Consider the following 22800-nt stretch of genomic DNA (forward strand, 5'->3'; position numbering starts at 1 on the left):
CGATCGGCGCTAACCGTGACGCAACGGGTCCTCATTCGACGGTCTTTGCCTGCAGGAAAGGCATCATGGCGCGCAGTTCTTTGCCGATCTGCTCGATCATGTGGTTGCGCTCCTTGGCCCGCTGCTCGTTGAACCATGGACGACCGTCCTGGTTCTCTTTGATCCAGTTACGGGCGTAAGTGCCGTCCTGGATTTCAGCCAGGATATGGGCCATTTCCTCGCGGGTTTCGGCGGTGACGATGCGGTTGCCAGCCATGTAGCCACCGTGTTCAGCAGTATCAGAAACGCTATACCACATGTAGGACAGGCCGCCCTGGTACATCAGGTCAACGATCAACTTCAGCTCGTGCAAGCACTCAAAGTAGGCGATTTCCGGCTGGTAACCGGCCTTGACCAACGTCTCAAAACCAGCGCGAACTAGCGCCGTCACCCCACCGCACAGAACAACCTGCTCGCCAAACAGATCGGTTTCTGTTTCCTCGGCGAAAGTGGTCTCAATGACGCCGGCGCGGGTGCAGCCGAGCGCTCTGGCGTAGGCCAGAGCCTGGGCCTTGGCATGCCCGCTGGCATCCTGCTCTACCGCGATCAGGGCAGGGGTGCCGCCGCCCTCCACATAGACCTCGCGGACGCGGTGGCCGGGAGCTTTTGGGGCAACCATACTGACGTCTACTGACTCCGGCGGCTTGATCTGCCCGAAGCGGATGTTGAAGCCATGGGCGAACATCAGCGTATCGCCGGGCTTGAGGTTAGGCGCGATGCTCTCGTTGTAGATGGCAGGCTGCACGGTATCCGGCGTAAGCATCATGATGATGTCAGCGCGAGCAGCAGCCTCGGCCACCGGGTAAACGGACAGTCCTTCCGCCTCAGCCTTGGCACGGCTCTTGCTGCCTTCGTGCAGGCCAACGATGACGTTGACACCGCTGTCTCTGAGGTTCAGCGCGTGGGCATGACCCTGGCTGCCGTAGCCGATAATGGCAACAGTTTTGCCATTGAGAAGGCTCAGATCAGCGTCTTGGTCGTAATACAGCTTAGCCATGATAGCTCCTCATCAGGTGGTGGGCCTCATCCAAAAGCCCGCAACGCACAATTAGATCACCGACTTATGGCCATTACCGTTGGCACCAGGCTGGGGGCGATACCCGTTGGAAGTCAGCAGGTGATCGCCACGTCCCATCGCCACAATGCCAGTGCGGACCATCTCCAGGATGCCGATCGGGCGCAGCAGATCAGCAAAGCTTTCGATTTTGTCCTCATCCCCGGTGATCTCAACGACAACTGATTGCGGGCCAACATCTACGATGTGCGCCCGGAAGATGTCGCAAAGCTGCATCACCTCGGAGCGGTTGGTGTTATCTACGGCCACTTTGATCAGAGCCAGGTCGCGGATGACATTTGGCTTGTCCGTCAGATGATCCACCTGGATGACATTGACCAGCTTGTACAGGTTCTTCTCAATGCGGTCGGCATCCTGTTCGGTGCCGTCTACGACAATCGTCATCCGCGAGATTTCCGGCGTGTGTGTACGGCCAACCGTCAGGCTGTCGATGTTGAAGCTGCGCCGGCGAAACAGACTGACCACCCGGTTCAACACTCCGGGCTTGTTTTCCACCAAGACGCTCAGTGTGTGTTTCATAGAGGGTCCCTTTCTTTGGCGACCGGCTAAACCATGTCCGGTGCAGCAACAGGCCGGCGAATCATGTTGTGTAGATCGGCGCCAGCGGGCACCATCGGGTAGACGATGTCGTGTTTTTCCACCACAAACTCGATCAGGAAGGGGCCGCTGTTGTACGCACGGGCAGCTTCCACAGCGTCTTTGATCTGATCGCGGCTGGTCACACGGCGGGACGGGATGCCATAAGCCTCGGCGAGCTTGCAGAAGTCAGGGCTGAACATGGGCGTGGCGTTGTAGCGCTCTTCGTAGAAGAACTCCTGCCACTGGCGCACCATGCCCAGGTAACCGTTGTTGATGATAGCGATATTGACCGCCGCTTTCTCCTGTACAGCGGTGGCCAGCTCGGCGATGGTCATCTGGAAGCCGCCGTCGCCCACGATTGCCCAGACTTCCTCGTCGGGACGGGCCAGTTTGGCGCCAATCGAAGCCGGCAGGCCGAAGCCCATCGTGCCCAGTCCGCCGCTGGTGATCAGCGTGTAGGGGCGTTTGTGGGGGTAGTACTGCGCTTCCCACATCTGGTGCTGGCCAACATCGGTGACCACGGTAGCGTTGCCGCCGGTGTATTCCCAGAGGTCGCGGATCACATGGGCAGCGAAGAGCTTGCCACCTGCGTCGCGGTTCACAATGTCACGCTTGAACGAGTCATCCTGCCAATCGCGGATCTGCGCCATCCACTCTGGATGCTGCTTAGAGTGCACACGCGGGGTGAGCTGGCTCAGAACCGTACGCAGGTCGCCCACAATGCCCAGATCAACCCGAACATTTTTGTTGATCTCGGAAGGGTCAATATCGACATGAATCTTGCGGGAGTGGGGCGCGTAAGTCGCCAGGTTGCCGGTCACCCGGTCATCGAAGCGCATCCCAAAAGCCAGCAGCAGGTCGGCCTCCTGGATGGCCTGGTTGACATAGGCTTCGCCGTGCATACCCATCATCCCCAGTACCATCGGGTGTCCTTCCGGCATGCCACCCTTGCCGAGCAGGGTGAGGGCAACCGGAATCTGCGTCTTTTCCACGAAGGCCATCAACTCGTTGGCGGCTCCGGACATCACGACGCCGTGCCCGGCCAGGATCAGCGGTTTCCGGGCGGCATGGATGAGATCGAGCGCATGTTCGATGTCGGCTTCGGTTGCAGCGGATGCCGGGCGATAACCGGGCAGGACAATCGGCTCGTCCGGATAGACAAACTCAGTTTCTGCGTTCTGGATATCTTTCGGGATATCGATGAGCACCGGGCCGGGGCGACCAGTGCGGGCGATGTGGAAAGCTTCGCGGATGGTGTAAGCCAGGTCTTCGACATCGGTGACCAGGTAATTGTGCTTGGTGATGGGTAGGGTCACACCGGAGATATCGGTTTCCTGAAAGGCATCTGTGCCGATATAGCTGGAGGCAACCTGCCCGGTGATGCAGACAATGGGCGAGGAATCCATCATCGCGGTAGCGATGCCGGTGACCATGTTAGTCGCGCCGGGACCGCTGGTGGCAATGGCCACGCCGACCTTGCCGGTAGCCCTGGCGTACCCATCAGCCATATGCGTGGCACCCTGCTCATGGCGGGTGAGTACGTGGTGAATCTGCGGGTACTTGGTCATGGCATCATAGGTTGGCAGGATGGCGCCGCCTGGATAGCCAAATACAAGGTTGACTCCCTCCCGCAGCAGACATTCCCAGATAATTTCCGCGCCTTTGAGTTTCATTGTCGTCTCCTGTTCCAGAATGATCAGGCGTATGGTTAGTCGAAAAACACCGCGCCTGTGCTGGCGCTACTGACGAGCCTGGCGTAGCGGCGCAGCCAGCGGCTTTCGATTTGCGGTTCAAAGGGAGGCAGAGCCTGCAAACGGGCAGCAAGCTCATCGTCGGGTAGTTCCAGCGTGATCGAGGGGCCGTCCAGGTCGATGGTGATTATGTCGCCGTCGCGAACTGCTGCAATTGGCCCACCTGCCGCAGCTTCCGGGCTGACATGCCCGACGGCCAGACCGCGACTGCCACCAGAAAACCGGCCATCGGTCACAAGTGCCACCGACTCGCCCAGGCCGACGCCCTGGATCTGGGCGGTGGGGCCGAGCATCTCCTGCATACCAGGACCTCCACGCGGGCCTTCATAGCGGATAACGATCACATCGCCAGCCTGCACTTCGCCGTTGAGGATGCCACGCGAGGCGTCTTCTTCAGCTTCGAAGACCCTGGCAGGGCCGCGATGGTAACGCTTGCCCGCCACCCCCCCTGTCTTAATGACAGCGCCTTCGGGAGCCAGATTGCCAAAGAGGATTGTCAGCCCACCAGTGGCGGAATAGGCCCGATCGCGACGACGGATGACTTCTTCGTCCTTGATTTCGGCAGCCGCGATGTTCTCCCGCAGAGTCCGGCCAGTGACGGTCAGGCGGTCAAGATGAAGGGTGTTGCCATCGCGACTGATCTCACGCAGGATGGCTGGCACGCCGCCCGCCCGATGGACATCTTCCATGTGCCAGTGGCTGGCGGGGCTGACCTTGCAGATATGCGGCACGCGGGCAGCAACTTCGTTGATTCGCTGGAGGGGATAGTGGATGCCGGCTTCATGAGCAATAGCCAGGGTATGCAGAACTGTGTTGGTGCTGCCGCCCATGGCCATATCTAGGGCGAAGGCATCATCAATGGCTTCCGCCGTCACAATCTTGCGAGGGGTCAGGTCCATGGCGATCAGAGCCATGATCTGGGTAGCCGCCTGGCGAGCCAGGGTATAGCGCTCTTCTGTCTCGGCCAGAGCGCTGCCGTTGTAGGGCAGGGCAAGCCCCAGAGCCTCCATCAGGCAATTCATGCTGTTGGCAGTAAACATCCCGGAGCACGAACCGCAGGAAGGGCAACCGTAATCTTCCAGCGTCTTCAATTCGGCTTCGTCGATCCGGCCCGCCTTGTACGCGCCAACACCCTCAAACACGCTGATCAGGTCTATTGTGCGGCCATCTGGAGTCTTGCCAGCAGCCATAGGGCCGCCACTGATAAAGATGGTCGGGATGTCCAGACGCATGGCAGCCATCAGCATGCCGGGCACGATCTTGTCGCAGTTGGGGATGCAGATCATGCCGTCGAAGGCATGAGCGGCCACCATGGTCTCCACCGAGTCAGCGATCAATTCCCGGCTGGGCAGGGAGTAATTCATGCCCTGGTGGCCCATGGCGATGCCATCGTCAACGCCAATGGTGTTGAACTCAAAGGGGACACCGCCCGCCTCCCGGACGGCCTGCTTGATGAAAGCGCCGAACTTTTGGAGATGGACATGACCAGGGATGATATCCACATAGCTATTGCAGATGGCGATGAAGGGTTTGAACATGTCCTCATCACGGACGCCTGTCGCCTTCAGCAGTGAGCGGTGTGGCGCACGTTCGAAACCCTTCTTGATCCGATCGGAACGCATATTGCGCATCCTTCTGTAAGCCAGAACGAAAAAGCCCCCCGCTGGTTGGGGGGCTTTGGTTGCCTGTTTTCTGTCGCTTGTGGCTTGCTTAGCTCCTGACAGCCGCCTTCTGCGCCCCAACCAGCATTGCCTCGTCGCCAATAAGGATGACGAGGTTCACAAGTACGATGATAATGAGGCTCAGAAGGGACAGTCTATCAGGTTGAGACATCAGTGGCGCACCCTCTTCCGGGTGATGTAATCGCTTATTTGTAGCCCAAGGTACTGTCTTTTCGGAGCTGTGTCAACGAAATGGGCCAAAACAGGCAAAAGTTCGTTGTTTGTTGCTGAGTATATTTGTGCAGGATGACAGATAGTTCATGACCGACCCAGCAGAGCTTGCCATTGCTTGATCTGTGTCGACACGGTCTCCGGGGCTGTTCCCCCTACAGGCTGGCGACGCGCCACGGCCTGACCAAAGTCGAATACATCACAAACATCCGGGCCAAATTGCGGCGCGATGGCCTGGTAGTCAGCCAGGGGCAGGGCGGACAGCTTCACTCCAAGCGCTTCAGCGCGGCGGACGACCTGACCGGTCAGATGATGCGCCTGGCGGAAGGGTACGCCCCTGGCTACGAGGTAATCGGCCAGGTCTGTGGCGAGCATGGTTTCGTCGAGTGCTGCACGCATCCGGTCTGGATGCAACGTCATGGAGGCAATCAGGGCGGTCAGGACAGGCAGGAGCAACGCCAGTGTATCGTAAGCATCAAAGAGTGGTTCTTTGTCCTCCTGGAGGTCCTTATTATATCCGGAAGGCAATCCCTTGAGCGTGGTCAGCAGGCCGGCTAGGTGGCCAATGATCCGTCCAGTTTTGCCGCGGGCCAGTTCCAGCGGATCGGGATTGCGCTTCTGAGGCATCAGGCTGCTGCCTGTGCTATAGCGATCGTCAAGGGTAACAAAGCCGAAGCACGGGTTGCTGTAGATGATCAGATCCTCAGCCAGCCGGGAAAGATGCGTCATCAGCAGCGCAGCGGCATGCAGAAAGTCAGCCACGAAGTCGCGATCGGAGACGGCGTCAAGACTGTTGCTGCTGGCTTTTTGAAAGCCCAGCGCCACCGCCAGGGCGGTACGGTCGACAGGGTAGGGGGTTCCGGCCAGCGCCCCCGATCCCAGCGGACACTGGCTGGCAGCAGCAGCTGTAGCCTGACCCAGCCGATCCCGATCGCGCTCAAGCATGGCCACAGTACTCAGTAGCCAGTGTGCTGCCGTGATCGGCTGGGCAGGTTGAAAGTGGGTCAGGCCGGGCATCACGCTGTGGACGTGCCCCGCAGCCTGGGTCAGGAGGGCGCGCTGCAAATCACGGACGTGATCCAGTAGGGCGGGCGTGGCCTGCATGACCCAGAGCCGCAGGTCTGTCGCCACCTGATCGTTGCGGCTACGACCTGTGTGCAGCTTGCCGGCGACGGGGCCAATAGCCTCTGTAAGGCAGCGTTCAATGGCGGTGTGGATGTCCTCATCACCGGGGGCGGGCGCAAACTGGCCGGCGGTAAAAAGCCGGCGCACCTGCTCCAGTCCCTGCACGATGGCCTGATGTTCTTCGGACGTCAGAATCCCTGCCTGGTGAAGCGCCCCGGCCCATGCCTGGCTGGCGGTGATGTCGACGTCATAAAGTCGCCAGTCAAACGACAGGCTATCGTTTAGCCGCCTTACCGCGTCATCGGTCGGTTGCTGGAATACGCCACCCCACAGTGTCATGGCATCCCTCGCCGGCAGATCAATGGCTGCTAATCACGCTTGAACAAGGCATAGTCGGGTTGGGCATATTCGCTTGTCTTCCGACCTTCGAGGGCCAGGAGCGCTTCCACTTTCAGCGGCAACCCGAATAGATTGATGAACCCTTCCGCATCAGTCTGATCGTAGATGTCCATTTGCCCGAACGACGCATAGTCTTCCCGGTACAGGCTAAAGGGACTCTTGCGTCCGGCGATGATCGCATTGCCTTTGTACAGCTTGAGCCGTACCGTGCCGGTGACATTCCTCTGGGTCACCCGGACAAAGGCATCCAGCGCTTCCCGAAGCTGGGTGTACCACTGGCCGTTATACACCAGTTCGGCGTACTTCACGGCGATGAAGTCCTTGAAGTGCATGGTGTATTTGTCAATGCAGATGCTTTCCAGAGCCTGATGGGCCTTGTAGCAGAGCGTGCCGCCAGGGGTTTCATAGACGCCGCGGCTCTTCATACCAACCAGCCGGTTTTCGACCATATCGACACGCCCGATACCGTGCTTGCCGCCCAGAGCATTGAGTTGCTCGAACAATTCGACAGGGGGTAGCTTCTGTCCATTCAGGCTGACGGGGACCCCCTTCTGGAAGCCGATCTCAATGTACTCAGGTTCGTCGGGCGCTTCCTGAGGACTGGCGGTCAGTACATACATATCTTCCTCAGGTTCATTCCAGGGGTCTTCCAGCGGGCCGCCTTCGTGACTCATGTGAAAGAGGTTGCGATCACGGCTGTAGATGCTCTTGAGAGTTTGGGCAATCGGTACGTTATGCGCCTGGGCATAGGCGATGGCGTCCTCGCGGCTCCGGATATGCCATTCCCGCCACGGGGCAATGACCTTGAGTTTGGGATTCAAGGCCATTGCTGTCAGCTCAAAGCGTACCTGATCGTTTCCTTTGCCAGTGCAACCGTGAGCGATGGCATCCGCGCCTTCCACTTCCGCCACTTCCACTAGGCGCCTGGCGATCAACGGACGGGCCATTGAGGTGCCGAGGAGATAATCACGCTCATAGACCGCACCGGCCTGCATGGTCGGAAAGACAAACTTGAGCAGGAACTCCTCCCGCAGATCGTCAAGGATGAGTTTGCTGGCGCCGGTCTTGCGGGCTTTTTCCTCCAGCCCTTCAAGTTCTTCTCCCTGGCCGATGTTGCTGGTATAGCAGATCACCTCGCAGCCATAGTTTTCGATCAGCCAGGGAACGATGATCGAGGTATCCAGACCACCGCTATAGGCGAGTACGACCTTGTTTACCTTTTGCTGGCCAGCCATGTTCTTCACACTCCTTCGGGGAACACCCTGGTACGGCCCAAACACACGAAAACGTCCCCAGACCTCTTGCTTTGGTCTGGGGACGTTCAGAGCACCTTCGGGAAATTCGGCGCCTGCAGCAACCCAAGAATTTCAGCACACGCCAAAATTCTCCGCCAGACCAATATGCAGTCGGCGGATACGACGGCGCAAACGTGAAACAGACGAATTGACCCAGGCGATATTCATGATTGTATCATAGCGATACATCAACGCCAACGTCAACGGACAGTTTGACATGTTTGTTCACGGCTTTTCTTGGATGATCTGCCTAAACGCTGTGATACGGCTTAACGTTGTTGAAGATGAACAGGGTATGCTAGCATCAACACAGCCAGAGGAAGGGGGCTGCTGTGACCAGGCGAGTTGCTTTTCAGGGCATTCATGGTGCTTATTCCGAGCAGGCCATTCGCCAGCATTTTGGCGACGATGTGGAGACAGTACCCTGCCGGACGTTTATCGAGTTGTTCCAGTGCATCGAGTCGCAGCAGGCTGATCATGCTATCCTGCCAATTGAGAACGCCCAGGCAGGCACAGTTTCGCAGTCCTATGAGTTATTGATGGAACACGACCTGCGCGTTCAGGGTGAGGTTATCCTGCATGTTCGCCATGCCTTGCTTGCGCCCCTGGGTACACGGCTGACTGATCTACAGCGAGTGCGCTCCCATCCCCAGGCGCTGGCTCAGTGCGAGCAGTATTTGCGCCGATTTGGGCTGGAGGCCGAGCCCTGGTATGACACTGCTGGCAGCGCGCGCGATCTCGCTGCCGCGCCGATTCCCGGAGTCGGGGCGATTGCCAGCCCGCTGGCTGCCGAGCTTTATGGACTGGAAGTGATCGAGCCGAACATTGAGGATGTGGCGCACAATTTTACGCGCTTCTTCATCCTGGGGATTGAGGATGCAGAACGGGCGGAGAAAAACAAGACTTCGCTGGTGTTCGCCACACGCCACCGCCCAGCGGCGCTTTACGAGTGTCTGGGTGAATTCGCCCTGCGTGGAATCAACCTGACCAAAATCGAGTCCCGGCCCCGGCGTAACAGACCCTGGGAGTATGTCTTCTACCTGGATTTTGAAGGGCACTGGAAAGATCCGGTCTGCGAAGCGGCGCTGGTTGCCCTCCTGCGGCGTGCCTCATTTGTGAAGATGCTGGGTTCTTATCCTGCTGCAGACTCGCCGATTGTTGAGACAGCATAGGAGAAACCGACATGGCCAGGGTCAATGTTGCCATTCTGGGTGCAACCGGCGCGGTAGGACAACGATTCATTCAGTTACTGGAGAATCATCCCTGGATGCGCGTGACGGCGGTAATTGCCTCGGACCGAAGCGCGGGGAAATCGTATGCGGAAGCGACCAGGTGGGTACTCACCGGGACGCCGCCTGCAGACGTAGCTGCGTTGCCCGTCCTGCCGCTTGACGCCGATCCGGATACGCCGTTAGTTTTCTCAGCTCTACCCGCCGAGATTGCCACAGAACGCGAACTTGAACTGGCCGCAGCTGGTTATGTCGTATGCTCCAATGTGAAGTCGCATCGTATGGCTGACGACGTGCCGCTGCTGATCCCCGAAGTTAATGCCGATCATCTGGGGCTGATCGATGTGCAGCGTCGGCGCAGAGGTTGGAGCACAGGGGCGCTGGTGACCAGCCCCAATTGCACCACCACACCAGTGGTTATGGCTCTGGCTCCGCTCAAGCCGTTCGGAATCAGCCGGGTCAGCGCAGTAAGCATGCAGGCGATCAGTGGGGCGGGTTACCCCGGCGTGGCTTCCCTGGATATCTTCGACAACGTCATCCCCTACATTCCCGGCGAGGAAGAGAAACTGGAGACCGAGTCTTGCAAGATGCTTGGCGACCTGAATGGCGAACGGGTCGAGTGGCTGGCGGCGACGGTCAGCGCCCAGTGCCATCGCGTGCCTGTGCTGGATGGTCACACGGTTGCTGTATCCGTGACTCTCGATCGGCAGCCTGAACTGGCGGCAATTCGAGAGGCGTGGGAAAGCTTCACAGGGCCGGAAGTGGTTCGGGGCTTACCTAGCGCCCCCCAGAAACCCCTGGTGATCTGCGATGCGCCGGACCGTCCCCAGCCCCGGCGGGATCGCGACGCTGGAAATGGGATGAGCGCCGTCATCGGACGCTTGCGTCCGTGTCCGGTGCTGGGGTACAAGTTTGTGACCATGGCACACAACACCGTGCGCGGAGCGGCGGGCGGCGCCATTCTAAATGCCGAACTGCTGATTGCGCAGGGTTACCTGACAGGTGTCGCGGTCTAGTATGACAGTTCCATGTTGACATGCCGGGCGGTAGCCGTTAGACTGCGTGGTGTTCCGTGACAATGGCCTATTTGCTTGTCGTCCAGGGAAGAACAATGTGCCGCGCGGGTAACAGTCTGGCTGTCTGCCTTGCTGGTGTGAATCACTATCATCACCGTATTCCTAACCGGCCAGACCCCGCTGTCAGGTAACGGATTGTTCAGGTGTATGGGAGCGCGGTGGGGTCATCCACCGCGCTTTTTGTATTGAAAGGTACGAGACAGATGGCGATCAAGGTTCGAGAACTGGCCAGTACCCCGCCTGAAGAGCTGGCCCGGATCATGCGGCGGGCGGAGCAGGATATCACCGATCTTTTGCCTGTGGCCGATGAGGTTATCCGGCGCGTCCGGCAGGAAGGCGATGCCGCGGTCGTTGCCTATACGCGGAAGTTCGATGCGCCGGAATTCACTGTCGGGCAGCTCAAAGCTTCCGATGCTGATTTTGCGGCAGCGCGCAAGACTCTTGCGGAAGACGTCAAGACAGCGATCATGCAGGCATATACCAACATCCGGCGCTTCCATGAGGCGCAGATGCCCGAACCGATGTGGTTCACCGAGGTTATGCCGGGTGTTATGGCCGGGGAGAAGATCACGCCGGTAGCCAGTGTCGGGCTTTATGTGCCGCGCGGTAAAGGCGCGTTCCCGTCAGTGATGTTGATGCTGGCTGTCCCGGCTGTAGTGGCGGGCGTTGAACGCGTGGTTGTGGTCACACCGCCAGGGCCGGATGGCAAGGTGGATGATGCCTCACTGTTCGCGGCGGAAGTCTGTGGTGTCAGGGAGGTCTACGCTGTAGGCGGGATGCAGGCGATTGCAGCGCTCGCCTATGGCACGGCAACAATCCCGAAGGTCGCCAAAGTCATCGGCCCTGGCAGCAGCTATGTGTCCGCGGCCAAACGTCTGCTGTACGGCGTGATGGACGTGGGCACACCAGCTGGCCCAAGCGAGTCAATCATCCTCGCCGATGAAACAGCAGACCCCCGGATCGTCGCGGTTGATCTGCTGGTGGAAGCAGAGCATGGACCGGATTCGGCGGCGTTGCTCGTGACCCACAGCCGTGCAGTCGCCGAGCAGGTGGAGCGTCTCCTGCCAGAGCTGATCAACACTCTGCCGGAATGGCGACGCAAGTTCGTGGAAACCGTGCTGGGTGGTTACGGTGGGATCATGATCACGGAGAGCCTCGAGGACTCCATTCGCTTCACCAATGACTATGCCCCGGAGCATCTGGAGATTCTGACCTGGGAGCCATTTGTGACCCTGCAGAAGATCAGGAATGCTGGCGAAATCCTGCTGGGACCATACACGCCTATCCCGATCAGCAACTACTGCCTGGGATTGAATGCTATTCTGCCGACCGGAAGCTTTGCGCGGTCATTCTCGGCGGTTGGTGTGTACGATTTTCTCAAGCGTAGCGGGGTAGGGTATCTGTCGCGGGAGGGTTACGATGCCCTCAAGGCGACAACGGCTATCCTGGCTGACTACGAGGGATTCCCGGCGCATGCCCAGGCTGTGCGTCAGCGGGAGGTCTGGTGGAAGTAGACATCCTGCAGACAGTACAGCGCCTGCAATTCACGGATCGAGAGGCCGCGCAGACTATGCTCCGGCGCTTCATCCAGGAGGTCTTTGAACTGGATGTGGCGACTGTGGAATTGCGGCCTCTCGCCGTATCCTTGAATTCCTTTAACGGCTTCGTCTCATTGCGCGATGGCCGCCGGTTGTTCTTTAAGTCGCATGTTGAGCCGGGTAGCGTAATCGCGGAGTATTACAACAGCGATCTGCTCCGGCAGGCCGGATATCCGGTTGTTATGCCGGTGCTGGCTTCGACTGTACCGAGTCGCCAGATGCTGCTGTATGAGGTCATCGAAGACGAGTCCCTGTTTGATGCGGCATGGGCGGTTGAGTGCAGCCAGGCCGCGCCAGGGAGCTTTGAGCGGTTACGTCAGGCTCAGCAGACCTGCGACGACCGGCTTCTGGATGTGTATTTCCGAACACTAGCCTGGCAGGATGCGGCGACTCATGCGCGCCAGCCAGTGCATCAGCTCTTCTACCACCGTCTGGCCGGGGGGCGGCTGGATAGCTTCTATGGGCCGGGAACAGAGGTTGCGCTGCCCGGTCTGCCGGAGGCGGCCCTTGCCACCGTGCGGCAAGTGCAGTGGACGATCAATGGCGTCGCCTTCAGGGACACGCTTGATGACATCATTGCGCACGCCAGGACTCTTCTGGCACCGGAGCGCGATGGTCCGGCAGTTGTCGGGCACGGCGATGCCCACAATGGTAACCTGTTCGTGCGCGGCAGAGACCTGGTCTACTTCGATCCGGCTTTTGCCGGGCGGCATGATCCGTTGCTTGATCTGGTGAAGCCGCTGTATCACAACGTTCACGCGATGTGGATGTATTTCCCCCAGCGCTGGGCGCAGGAGAATGGCATCTTACTCACGACGAGGGACAGCGAGTTTGTAGTGACCTATCCCGACCGCCTGCCAGCTATCCGGGAGATGTTCTGGCAGAGCAAGACACAGCGTGTGTTGATTCCCCTGCTGCAGGAATTGCGCAGGCGCGGCTGGTTGCGTCCTGACTGGCGCGCCTACCTGCAGGCGGCGCTGGCGTGCTGCCCGCTGCTGACGATGAATCTGGCGGATGGCCAGCGGTTTCCTCCGGTAGTGGCGCTGCTGGGACTGGCTCAGGTGGTCGAGATGGGCGGGCGCTCACATGCCGGCAATAGCAGGGTGGAGCGGTGGCTGGACGGCGTGGAGGCGGTACTGTGACCAGGCCTGTCGACCTGATCATCTTCGATCTGGACGGGGTGATCACAACTGAACAGATCTACTGGGAATGCGCCCGGCTGACTCTGTGGGAGCTTATGCAGCCAAGGCAAGGCACTCCGGCGGTCAGGGCGATGCCTGAGGGCGCTGTGCGTGAGAGTATCCTGCCGCCGGTGTTGATCGACGCTGCTAAAGATCGGATGGTGAACTCCAACTGGGATCTGACTTACCTGGCGGCCTGCGCATTGTTGATCGCCTGCGATCCTGGGGAGGGGCTACCCCCCAACACGATCCCTGCATTGCTGGGACAATTGCGACCGGGGTTTGCAAACCTGATGGCCTGGCCAGCGCCGATCGAGAAGCTACTAGATATGGCCGGGGATCGCCAGAGCAGCGCTCTATTGTCCTTTGCCGGGCAAGCGGCAGCGGATCATCTGGGCGCACCGCCTGATCTGTTGCGACCGCAGGGAGCCTGGTGGTCTTACCTGTACGAGCGATTCCAGATGTGGCTTTCGGGTGAGGCGTTGGTTGCCTTCGGCATGAGGCCGCTGGCAGACACGCTGATATTGCCTGCTGAGACTCTGCAGCGGACGCTATGCATTCTGCGAGAGAAAGGTTACCTGCTGGGAATCGCTACCGGTCGCCCGCATGCTGAGGCGATGCCTCCGCTGCGTGATAACGGCTTGCTCGATCTGCTGGACCCACGCCGGATCGTCACGTATTCTGAGGTGAAGGCAGCCGCTAAAGAAACAGGCCAGACTGGGCTGGGAAAGCCCCATCCTTTTTCGGTCTGGCGGGCAATCTACCCTGAGCTGCCGGCAAGCCGTTTACTGGGCACGCCGCTTCCCGGCGGTTTGCGGGCGCTGATGGTCGGCGATTCCCCCAGCGATGCCCAGGCAGCGCAAGCTGCGGGGATTCCTTGCGTGGGTGTGCTCAGTGGGATTACCGAGCTTCAGCGCCGTGAGCGTCGCCGGGCAGCTCTGCAACTGGCAGGCTGTGTTGATGTGCTCTTGGATGTGAGTTACCTGCCGGCCTGGCTGGATGATTGGCGCTGATGGCTGGACGTGGTCGGGCACAAGGCGCTACTGTCCCAGCAGCCGTTCCAACCGCTCAATACTCGGCGAGTGTCCCAGGAAAACGTAGCGTGCTGGCGTCACGATTGTCTGGACGCCGCCGATGGAGCGCAGGTGTTCGACAGTGGCCAGCAGGTCGCTGTTGCGGATCATGATGGTTACTGTGTACCACTGATGATTCTCATCTGGAAGTGAACTAGGGGTATAGATGGGGGCAATCGTTGGCCCCTGCAAGCCACGAGTCAGTGGGTTGCCAGCCACCAGTGCAGCTACTGCCTCGGCGCTTGTTCCCCGCACATTTGCTGTGACGGTATAGAAATCACGCCCCTGCAGGGCGGCGTCAATCAACTCCAGCAGAATGTGAGCAGTCCGGCGAACAACCGGTTGTGTTTCAAGCGCTGTCCGGTTGGCAACCAGGCATGTTTGCGACCTGAGAACAACGCCATCAACCAGGGTCTTGAGATGATTCTCCCGCAGTGTCGTGCCTGTTGCGGTCAGATCGCAGATTACATCGGCGTAGCCGAGAGTCGGAGCAGCCTCCAGAGCGCCCTCCGATTCGACGAGCGTGAAATGCTGCAACCCGTGCTCATGCAAAAAGCGGCGGGTAAGATTGGTGAACTTAGTGGCGATGCGTAGATTGCGACGCTTGTGTTCACGGAAGTCCAGCGAAATGTCGACCAGATCGCTCATCGACTCCACATCCAGCCAGCTTTCCGGGACGGCCACAATTAGCTCACAGAAGCCGTAACCCAGGTTATCGTGGATGACCAGCAGCTGGCTGCTGGGATGCTCCATGACGACATCCAGGCCGGTGATGCCCATGTGAATGGTGCCGTCAGCCACCTTGTAGACAATGTCGCTTACCCGTTGGAAGAGGACATCGACCTGGGGCAATGCCGGGATGCTGGCCGTGTACTGGCGCGGATTGACCTGGTGAACCTTCAGGTCGCACGATTTCAGAAAATTGAGGGTTGGCTCCGCGAGCAATCCTTTGCTGGGGAGCGCCAGGGAGACCCGTTCTGTCATGAGCGCAACTCCAGGGCGCGAAGGACACCGGCGATATCGCCGTGATCCAGGGTTATTTCAGTGTGATCAGCCAGTTGAGACAGGCGCAGCCCTGACTGCTCGACTGTGAGCAAATGAGTCTCGCTGTGTGGTTCTCTCCGGGCAGCACTGAAACTGGATTGCGTGGTCACCTGGATGTCAGCAGCGCGGAGGGCGGAAGCCAGGGCGATCGCTTCGCCGGTCAGCTGATCCTCGGAGGGGCGCACCAGTACATGGATACGATCGCGGGGTTCCTCCAGCAGGGCTGGCTGCTGAGCATTCAGTAGCGGATTCAGGTACAACATGAATCCGACCGCCGGGACGCTGTGTCTGGCTCCCAGTAACCCGATCAACTCGTCATAGCGCCCACCACCGCCGAATAGACGGCCTGGCACCTGCCCGGCATGGCACTCAAAGATCAGCCCGGTATAGTAATCCAGGTTGCGGGTGAAGCTCAGATCAAAGGCGATCCGATCCTGAGGAATGCCGTAAGCAGCCAGCAGGCTGAAAGTTGCCAGGATGTGCTGCGCCATGACCTGTAGCGTGTCGTCCTCAAGATGCGCCAAGAGCGCGGCGGGGGCTACAACATGCTCAAGGAGTTGCTGAAGATCGCGCAAAGCGTGGCGTACCCTATCGCGCTGATTGCCCTGTTGCTGCTTCTCCAGTAGACGCCGCGCGATTTCCTCGCGGTTGCGCCCGCCAGACGGGCCATGTTGTGGGGTAGCCTGTAACAGCGCGTATAGGGCAGCTTCCGCTTCCAGATGGTTGTTGATGGGTTGCGTCTCTGTCAGGACTGCAGCTGGAGTCTCCAGGTTGGCCAACGCTTCCAGTGCCTGCGCCAGCCCCTCGGCTCCCTGCCGAAGGGTGGACAGGTGGTTGATCACGAAGCGGCGCATCTGCCGGTTGAGCTGGTAGCGATCCAGGAAACGCTCGATCATGCCGCTGTGCCCGACTGTGACCTGCCAGTCTTTGACGCCGGCTTCCTCCACGAGCCTGATAGTAAGCGCAATAACCTCCGCATCTGCAGCCGGACTGTATTCGTTGATGAGTTCAGCGCCGATGGCGTTCTGCTCGGTGATCGCGCCGTGACTCAGGCTGTCATACTGCAGGATCGGGCCGGCAAACTGCAACCGCACTGGGCCAGGGTGATCCTGGAAGCGTTCGATGTACACTCTTGCAGCCGGAGCCGTGAACTCCGGACGCAAACACAGTGTCTGGCCGTTCAGCTCGAAGCTAACCAGGCGGTTGATGGCGGCGTCGCCAGCTTTGATCAGGAACACATCAGCCTGCTCGACCAATGGTGTATTGACCGGCAAATAGCCAAACAGTTCCAGTTGCCGGGTGAGCCGCGCCACGACCTGCTGCGTCTGGTGCAGCGCATCAGGTAGTTGGTCAGCCAGATGTGGGGGGAGAGTCAGCATTCTGCCTCCCGGAGACCGGTACAGATAAGAGGATAGAGCTACTGCCGGCTGCCCGTAGCTCGTGGACTTGAGACGCAGATGTCACCTGGTGTACTGGCCGCTGCTGTAGACATAGACGTAGGTATTGGCGTAAGGTCCTTCTGTCCAGCGGTACAGCCAGTGCGCATCGGTGATCGTCAGGTTGACACAGCCATGGCTGTGACGATACCCGAAGCCATCATGCCAGTATGTGCCGTGCAGGGCGATGTCATGGTCAAAGAACATCGTCCAGGGGACTTCTTCCAGGTAGTAGAAGTCGGGCGCGCCTTCAGCGCCGCTCATGGGGGTGTGTTCGTAGCGATCCCAGATTTGAAACAGCCCTTCATTTGTTGGCCAGTCAGGCAAGCCGGAGGAGATCAGGGTAGCATACACCGGGGTGTCATTCTCGTAGGCGATGAGTGTCTGCTCATACAGGTCAATGGCGATCCAGCGACCTTCGACGCCTTCCGGGCGCTTGACAGGTGTGATCTTGCCCAGGCGAGTCTGATGCACCCATTGATCCGGGCCAACAAGGTACCAGCGCCAGCCATCGACGGTAGTGCTGGCATAGATATTCACCAGCGTATAGCGCGGGATATATTCGGTGCCGGGCGCTGGCTTGGCGCCAGGGCGTTGGCTGGGTTTGGTGTCCAGCAGGAACCAGGCGAAAGGATAAAGAGGGCTGGAATTAAGGGTCACCCCGGCAAAGCGCGAAATCCGCGCACCACCCAGAAATTCATCCTGAATCCATTGGCCGGGGTTGACTTCCACCCAGTTGTCAACACGGTTGATGATGGTGACAAAATTGAAGCCGGGATCCAGGGTTCCAATCGGGTTACCGTTCGGAGCGTCATAAATGGTGACGGCGTCCAGCACGCGGCGGTAGCTGCGGCTGTTCAACAGCGACTCATCTACCGGGATGGGGGTAACGTCCGGCGCCGGGTAAGCGGCAATCTCTGCCATTAAGGCACGCAGTTCAATGGCAGTCAGTTCGCCGGTCAGGCACTGCCCGCTGGAATCAATCGGGCAGGTTGTCTCTGGGCCATCAGCGCTTGCGTAGCCTGCCACCAGCAGCGGCAGAAGGAACAAGAGCGAAAGTGCGAAGTTCCAGCAGTGGCGTCTGAGCATCGGACTTCTCCCGACAACCAATTAGCGATAAAGTGCAACCCTTACTAAGCCTGACTTGTGTCCGGCGGACTTCAGCAACAATACCCGGCCATCGCCAATTCGTCAATTGCGGGTCTATTATAACAGAGGCTATCGGGATTCCGGCGCGAGCCAGCTACGGAAGATTGCATTGGAGGCGGGCATTTCACGAAAAATGACGCTGCCGATCGGTTGTGAGCCGGTAGAAATCAGACTAAGATCGTGCATTAGCAAATGAATTTCCACGCACCAGAAAGAAAAGCACATGGATATCTACGATGTTCTCATCCTTGGCGCCGGGCCAGCCGGTCTCTTCGGCGCGTTTTATGCCGGCATGCGTGAAATGCGGACCAAGATCGTGGAAGCGCTGCCGGAGCCAGGAGGGCAGCTGGCGGTACTCTATCCGGAAAAGTACATTTACGATGTTGCCGGGTGCCCGCGAATCCTCGCCAAGGACCTGGTTCGCAACCTGGTGGAGCAGTGTGAACAGTGGCATCCAACGTTCTGCTTTGAGGAACGGGGGGAAGCGCTGCGCCGCCTGGAGAGTGGTGTGTGGGAACTGGCCACCGATCGGGCGGCCCATCATGCCAGGGCGGTGATCATCTGCGCCGGGATCGGGGCTTTCCGGCCCAATAAGCTGGCCAATGAGACTGTTGAGCAGTTCGAGAATGGCGGCGGGGTATACTATTTCATCCAAGACAAAAGCCCGTTTTACAAGAAAGATCTACTGGTTGTGGGGGGTGGAGATTCGGCAGTGGACTGGGCACTTAACCTCAAGGACTATGCCCGTTCGGTGACACTGATTCATCGGCGGGAAGGATTCCGTGCCCATGAAAGCAGCCTGGCCCAGCTTATGAAGTCGTCGGTAAAAGTGCTGACCTTCTACGAAATCCGTCGCCTGGAGGGCGAGGGGCATGTTGAACGGGCAGTCATCTTTGACAACCGCACCAACGAAGAAACCACCCTCCATGTTGATGCCGTTCTGTTGAACCTGGGCTTTAAGGCTAACCTGGGCGCGATCAAAGATTGGGGGCTGGAGTTTGATGGTCGCTACATCAAAGTTAATGGGAGGCAGGAAACCAATCTGCCGGGAGTCTATGCAGCAGGCGATATCTGCAAACAGGAGGGGGTTGAGCCGCTGAATCTGATTGCCACGGGTTTTGGCCAGGCCGCTGTGGCAGTGAACCATGCATACAGCGCCCTCACCGGCAAGAGCGTATTCCCTGGCCATTCTTCGGAGATGCGGCTGTAAGATGTGATGCAGGGCGAACTGGGATTGTTCCGGCTAGCCCCTGTTGATAGGCTTCACGAGGATGTGCCTGGCAATATCAGCTGCAACGGTTGAGGCGATATCTTCAATGAGCAGGTCGATGGTACCGGACGGGGAGATGTGACCAGTGACCACGATCTGTGCACCGGGCACCAGGCCCAGGCCGGACAGATGGCGCAGCATCTCAGGGGACTGATCGGTGATGCGATGGATCAGGCAGGGTTGGCCCGGCACCGCCTCTGGCAGGGTGGTGAGTTCCTGCATGGGCAGCGAACCATCTAGAGCGGGGATGGGATCGCCGTGAGGATCATGGTCGGGATGCCCCATTGCTGCAGCTATGCGGGCTTCAAACTGTTCGGAGATGACGTGCTCCAACCGATCGGCTTCCTCGTGGACTTCGTCCCAGGTGTAGCCGAGGGCCTCCGTGAGGTACATCTCGATCAGACGGTGGTGGCGAATGACTTCCAGCGCAATGCGGCGCCCGGCTTCGGTGAGGCGTATGCCTTTGTATTTCTGGTGCTTCAATAGCCCGTGGGCCGCAAGCTTCCTGGCCATTTCTGTCACGGAAGGCGGTTTGATACCCAGTTCAGCAGCGATTGTTGTCGTAGCAACCGGGGATTGCTGGCGTTCAAGCAGGTAGACGGCTTTGAGGAAGTCCTCAACCGCCTCGGTCCGTAATGTATGGCGCAATTCATCTTTGCGGTCCACGTGACCGGCCTCCCCGCATTGAATACCTGTAATTCTGATTGTAACCGCTTGTCAGTGGCAGCGACAGACACATACTGGAGCTAGGCTGTGACCCAACCGGCGTTATCCGATCACAATGCGTTGATTCAAGAGCTTGTTGACACCGGTCTGCTCTTCGTGAACCATCAGGAAAACCTTGCATTCCGGCATGGGTGGCTGGCCGGTTTTCTGGCCGGGCGCATACCATCTGGCGCCCCGCCTTTTCAACTTGGTGGCCAGTGGGGACACAAGGCCGTGATCGGTGTGACCGGCAATATTGCCGTGGGCAAGAGCACTGTTCTGGCGATGCTGGGCAGCCTTGGCGCACACGTTATTGATGCCGACAAGATCGTTCATCGGTTACGCCAACCCGGCGCGCCGGGCTACAACGCCCTGATTGAGCTTTTGGGCACGGACATCCTGCTGCCGGATGGTCGTGTCGATACGGCCCAGCTGGCCAGAAGGGCTTTCGACGATGCCCAGACCTTGAGCCAGTTGGAAGGAATCTTCCGTCCGCTGGTAGTAGCAGAAGTTGCCCGTCAGGGTTGGGCCTGCAGGAGCGAAGTGGTGGTGATTGAGGCGATCAAATTACTGGAGGGCGAACTGCGGACCCAGGTGGATCAGGTATGGGTAGTAGATGCATCGCGCGCGCAACAGATCGAACGCCTGATGGCTGCGCGTGGCCTCAGCCGACAGGAGGCTGAACGACGCATCGATGCCCAGAGTCCTCAGGAAGAAAAGCTGGCTCAGGCGGACGTCGTCATTCGCAACGATAGCGATCGCTCAGCGGTATGGCAACAGGTCATTACGGCCTGGGCAGATGTGCTTCAAGCGCTGTGGCATCGGGGATGGCTCAAGGACGATCTGGTCGAGCGATTCATTGGGGCGCATGTCGCCGGGGAAAGCTCTTTGATCTCGCTCGCGGAGTTCTACTTGGCTTTGAAGCGCCTTGCCAAACCCATGGAAACTGCCCCGCTAACACGAGATCAGGCTGTTGCACTGCTGGATAGTTATACAGCATAAGTAGCGGGCTTCCCGGCAAAGTCCTGCCCTGTCGTTTGCTCAGTTAATCGGCGGGAGGTCCCAGCGCTGCAGTTCATCAAGAAGGGGGTTATCCTCAAGCCGGCAGGTTTCATCAACGGTTTCTGGATGGATGGCATTCAGTGGGGCGTCTGGATTGTAAGCGTTGTAGATCATGCGGGTGATCTCCGCCATAGCCGGCCAGGAGACTTCGTAGGGGAGCCACTGTGGTTGGTGGAGAGCCATTACCAGGACGAAGTCTCCGCCCGGTGTGAAGATGATCGCGGCATCGCCATGTGTGTCGTCGATCCAACCGTGCTTATGGGCGACGCGGGTACCGGCAGGAACACCTGCTTCGGTTAGCACGTTGATCTGATTGCGGCTCATTGCCAGGATGATCTGGCGGCATTCTGTCGGTGTGAAGTCGCCCGGAAATACTTCCTGCAGTGGGCCGCTTCCATCGGCGGCACACTGATAGATCGCTCCCAGCAACCAGCCCAGATTCTCCGGAGTCATCTGGTTGAAGGGATCGGGCTCTGCCCTGCTCTGGTCTGCTGATGTTCTGGGCGTGACAACAGAACGGTTTTCTACCGGTTCATCGCCCAGCTTGAAAGGCGCCACCAGGAAGGTGTCGGTCAACCCCAGTTTGTGCAGTGTATCGGTTACCTGCGCAGCGCCAGCAAAGGCATCTCCGTTTCCCAGAATGGACAGTAATTCGTTCGCCGTGTGGTTGCCGCTACAGATCATGGTATTGGTGATAGTCTCGGCCTGGAGGGCATCAGCAGGACGATTGGCCTGGCGGTAGAACTCCAGCAGAATCGGGATTTTGATCAGACTCATGCCACTGTAAGCAATTCCGCGACCGAGCGAGATGCTCTGGCCGCTAGCCAGATCCAGCAGAAAAAGCGAGGCAAGCCGGTTTTCTTCCGGGACAAAGCCGAGGTCAAGCAAATAATGAAGAATGCTATCTCCCAGCGCTGGCAGATTGACTGCCCTGTCCAGCGCTGTGCTGGTGGCATCCTGACTGGCAGCAGGCCAAGGTGGTATGGCGGTCACGACGAAAGGCGGGGTCGGAGTGAGCGTTGGCCATTCGACCTGCTCGATCGTGATGACTGGCAGGTTGTAGAGGTCTCCGGTGATCCGCACGACATCGGCAAACACCCAGCCGGCTCCCTCCGGGGCGGCGGGAAATTCGATCAGTAGCCAGGGGTACAGCGCATGGCGGCTGATGACTGGAAAGCGTTCGCCGGGTTGAATCTGGCCAATGCGCGGGTAGTCAACTCCTGGCCCAAACCGCACGTTGATCTCAGCGTCAGCCTCTACGTACACTCTGGCTACGGCAGGCAAGGTGGCCGTGGGTGCCTGGCGCGGGTCGGTGACTGTGGCAGGCGGGACAGGTGTAAAGGAGCCGCTGAACACAACTGTGCTAGTGATATATGGGAGCTGGGTCAGCGAACCGCTCACTGTAACCAGGTCAATGAAAACCCAGGCCTGGCCGCCCGGAGCAGGGGGATAGGCAATCAGCAGCCATGGGACTAACTCATGGCGTGCGATGACCTGATAACGCGTTCCGGCGACGATCTGACCGAGTACAGGGTACTCAATTCCCGGCCCGGCACGCAGGTTGGCTTCTCCGAGCGCCTCAGCGAAAATCCCGGTGGGGGTCAGTTGAGTAGGCGGTGCGCCGGAGACAACGGGGAGCGACAACAGACCCAGCAACCCGGCGCATAAAACGAGTAGGCCAGAAAACCGCAACAAGAGGTGCAGCGCATGCTGCCTGGAGATATCACCTGTCATCATGGGGCAAAATCATAACGCGAAAGCGCCTGTTTGCCAGGTACTATGGCGGGAAAAACAGCGGAGGTTCTTTGGACACAAAAGGCAG

General features: G+C 59.0%; 18 protein-coding genes. 7 read left to right on the plus strand and 11 right to left on the minus strand.

The annotated features are described in order from the left end of the window. Nucleotides 1-31: 31 nt before the first annotated feature. The 6 genes from ilvC to HPY64_00735 all read right to left on the minus strand — a co-directional run bounded on the left by ilvC (nucleotide 32) and on the right by HPY64_00735 (nucleotide 8095). Nucleotides 32-1036, minus strand: coding sequence for a ketol-acid reductoisomerase (gene ilvC, locus HPY64_00710; protein ID NPV65646.1), 1005 nt, complete (start codon nucleotides 1034-1036; stop codon nucleotides 32-34). 51 nt (nucleotides 1037-1087) lie between these two features. Then, nucleotides 1088-1633, minus strand: coding sequence for an acetolactate synthase small subunit (gene ilvN / locus HPY64_00715; GenBank protein ID NPV65647.1), 546 nt, complete (start codon nucleotides 1631-1633; stop codon nucleotides 1088-1090). 26 nt (nucleotides 1634-1659) lie between these two features. Next, a complete protein-coding gene (gene ilvB / locus HPY64_00720; protein NPV65648.1) occupies nucleotides 1660-3366 on the minus strand; it encodes a biosynthetic-type acetolactate synthase large subunit in 1707 nt (568 codons plus the stop codon). Nucleotides 3367-3401: 35 nt separating this feature from the next. Beyond that, on the minus strand, nucleotides 3402-5075 hold the full coding sequence (gene ilvD / locus HPY64_00725) for a dihydroxy-acid dehydratase (protein NPV65649.1): 1674 nt from the start codon (nucleotides 5073-5075) through the stop codon (nucleotides 3402-3404). 348 nt (nucleotides 5076-5423) lie between these two features. Continuing rightward, nucleotides 5424-6800, minus strand: coding sequence for an argininosuccinate lyase (gene argH / locus HPY64_00730; GenBank protein NPV65650.1), 1377 nt, complete (start codon nucleotides 6798-6800; stop codon nucleotides 5424-5426). A 29-nt stretch (nucleotides 6801-6829) separates the two neighbouring features. Continuing rightward, a complete protein-coding gene (locus tag HPY64_00735; protein NPV65651.1) occupies nucleotides 6830-8095 on the minus strand; it encodes an argininosuccinate synthase in 1266 nt (421 codons plus the stop codon). Between the two features lie 392 nt (nucleotides 8096-8487). Here HPY64_00735 and pheA point away from each other — a divergent pair, with 392 nt between their 5' ends. The 5 genes from pheA to HPY64_00760 all read left to right on the plus strand — a co-directional run bounded on the left by pheA (nucleotide 8488) and on the right by HPY64_00760 (nucleotide 14252). After that, nucleotides 8488-9327, plus strand: a complete 840-nt coding sequence (gene pheA / locus HPY64_00740) for a prephenate dehydratase (GenBank protein NPV65652.1) — start codon at nucleotides 8488-8490, stop codon at nucleotides 9325-9327. An 11-nt stretch (nucleotides 9328-9338) separates the two neighbouring features. Next, entirely contained in the window at nucleotides 9339-10400 is a 1062-nt protein-coding gene (gene asd / locus HPY64_00745; GenBank protein NPV65653.1) for an aspartate-semialdehyde dehydrogenase, read from the plus strand. Nucleotides 10401-10663: 263 nt separating this feature from the next. After that, entirely contained in the window at nucleotides 10664-11974 is a 1311-nt protein-coding gene (hisD, locus tag HPY64_00750; protein ID NPV65654.1) for a histidinol dehydrogenase, read from the plus strand. Then, nucleotides 11965-13200: a hypothetical protein gene (locus HPY64_00755; protein NPV65655.1), complete on the plus strand. Its 1236-nt coding sequence runs from the start codon at nucleotides 11965-11967 to the stop codon at nucleotides 13198-13200. The genes hisD and HPY64_00755 overlap by 10 nt, the downstream gene beginning before the upstream one ends. Further along, complete coding sequence (locus HPY64_00760) at nucleotides 13197-14252, plus strand: HAD family hydrolase (protein ID NPV65656.1); 1056 nt, start codon at nucleotides 13197-13199, stop codon at nucleotides 14250-14252. The genes HPY64_00755 and HPY64_00760 overlap by 4 nt, the downstream gene beginning before the upstream one ends. 27 nt (nucleotides 14253-14279) lie before the next feature. Here the strand turns inward: HPY64_00760 and hisG are convergent, their stop codons facing one another. The 3 genes from hisG to HPY64_00775 form a co-directional block, all read right to left on the minus strand. Further along, nucleotides 14280-15296 carry an ATP phosphoribosyltransferase gene (hisG, locus tag HPY64_00765; GenBank protein ID NPV65657.1) on the minus strand — a complete coding sequence of 339 codons (1017 nt, stop codon included), beginning with the start codon at nucleotides 15294-15296 and terminating at the stop codon, nucleotides 14280-14282. Continuing rightward, the gene (locus HPY64_00770) at nucleotides 15293-16735 is read right to left on the minus strand and encodes a hypothetical protein (GenBank protein NPV65658.1); all 1443 of its coding nucleotides are present in this window, start codon (nucleotides 16733-16735) and stop codon (nucleotides 15293-15295) included. Before HPY64_00770 ends, hisG begins: the two co-directional genes overlap by 4 nt. A gap of 81 nt (nucleotides 16736-16816) precedes the next feature. Continuing rightward, the gene (locus HPY64_00775; protein NPV65659.1) at nucleotides 16817-17881 is read right to left on the minus strand and encodes a L,D-transpeptidase; all 1065 of its coding nucleotides are present in this window, start codon (nucleotides 17879-17881) and stop codon (nucleotides 16817-16819) included. Between the two features lie 283 nt (nucleotides 17882-18164). Between HPY64_00775 and HPY64_00780 the strand changes: the two genes are divergently transcribed. Beyond that, nucleotides 18165-19151 carry an NAD(P)/FAD-dependent oxidoreductase gene (locus HPY64_00780; GenBank protein NPV65660.1) on the plus strand — a complete coding sequence of 329 codons (987 nt, stop codon included), beginning with the start codon at nucleotides 18165-18167 and terminating at the stop codon, nucleotides 19149-19151. Nucleotides 19152-19184: 33 nt separating this feature from the next. Here the strand turns inward: HPY64_00780 and HPY64_00785 are convergent, their stop codons facing one another. Beyond that, on the minus strand, nucleotides 19185-19859 hold the full coding sequence (locus HPY64_00785; protein ID NPV65661.1) for a metal-dependent transcriptional regulator: 675 nt from the start codon (nucleotides 19857-19859) through the stop codon (nucleotides 19185-19187). A 105-nt stretch (nucleotides 19860-19964) separates the two neighbouring features. On the opposite strand from HPY64_00785, the gene HPY64_00790 reads away from it, so the two are divergent. Further along, nucleotides 19965-20918 (plus strand): dephospho-CoA kinase, encoded by a 954-nt coding sequence (locus HPY64_00790; protein ID NPV65662.1) that lies wholly within the window; start codon nucleotides 19965-19967, stop codon nucleotides 20916-20918. 39 nt (nucleotides 20919-20957) lie between these two features. Here HPY64_00790 and HPY64_00795 read toward each other — a convergent pair whose 3' ends face one another. After that, nucleotides 20958-22622 carry an SH3 domain-containing protein gene (locus HPY64_00795; protein ID NPV65663.1) on the minus strand — a complete coding sequence of 555 codons (1665 nt, stop codon included), beginning with the start codon at nucleotides 22620-22622 and terminating at the stop codon, nucleotides 20958-20960. Between the last annotated feature and the right edge of the window lie 178 nt (nucleotides 22623-22800).

Source organism: Anaerolineae bacterium (assembly GCA_013178165.1).
Lineage (GTDB): Bacteria > Chloroflexota > Anaerolineae > Aggregatilineales > Ch27 > Ch27.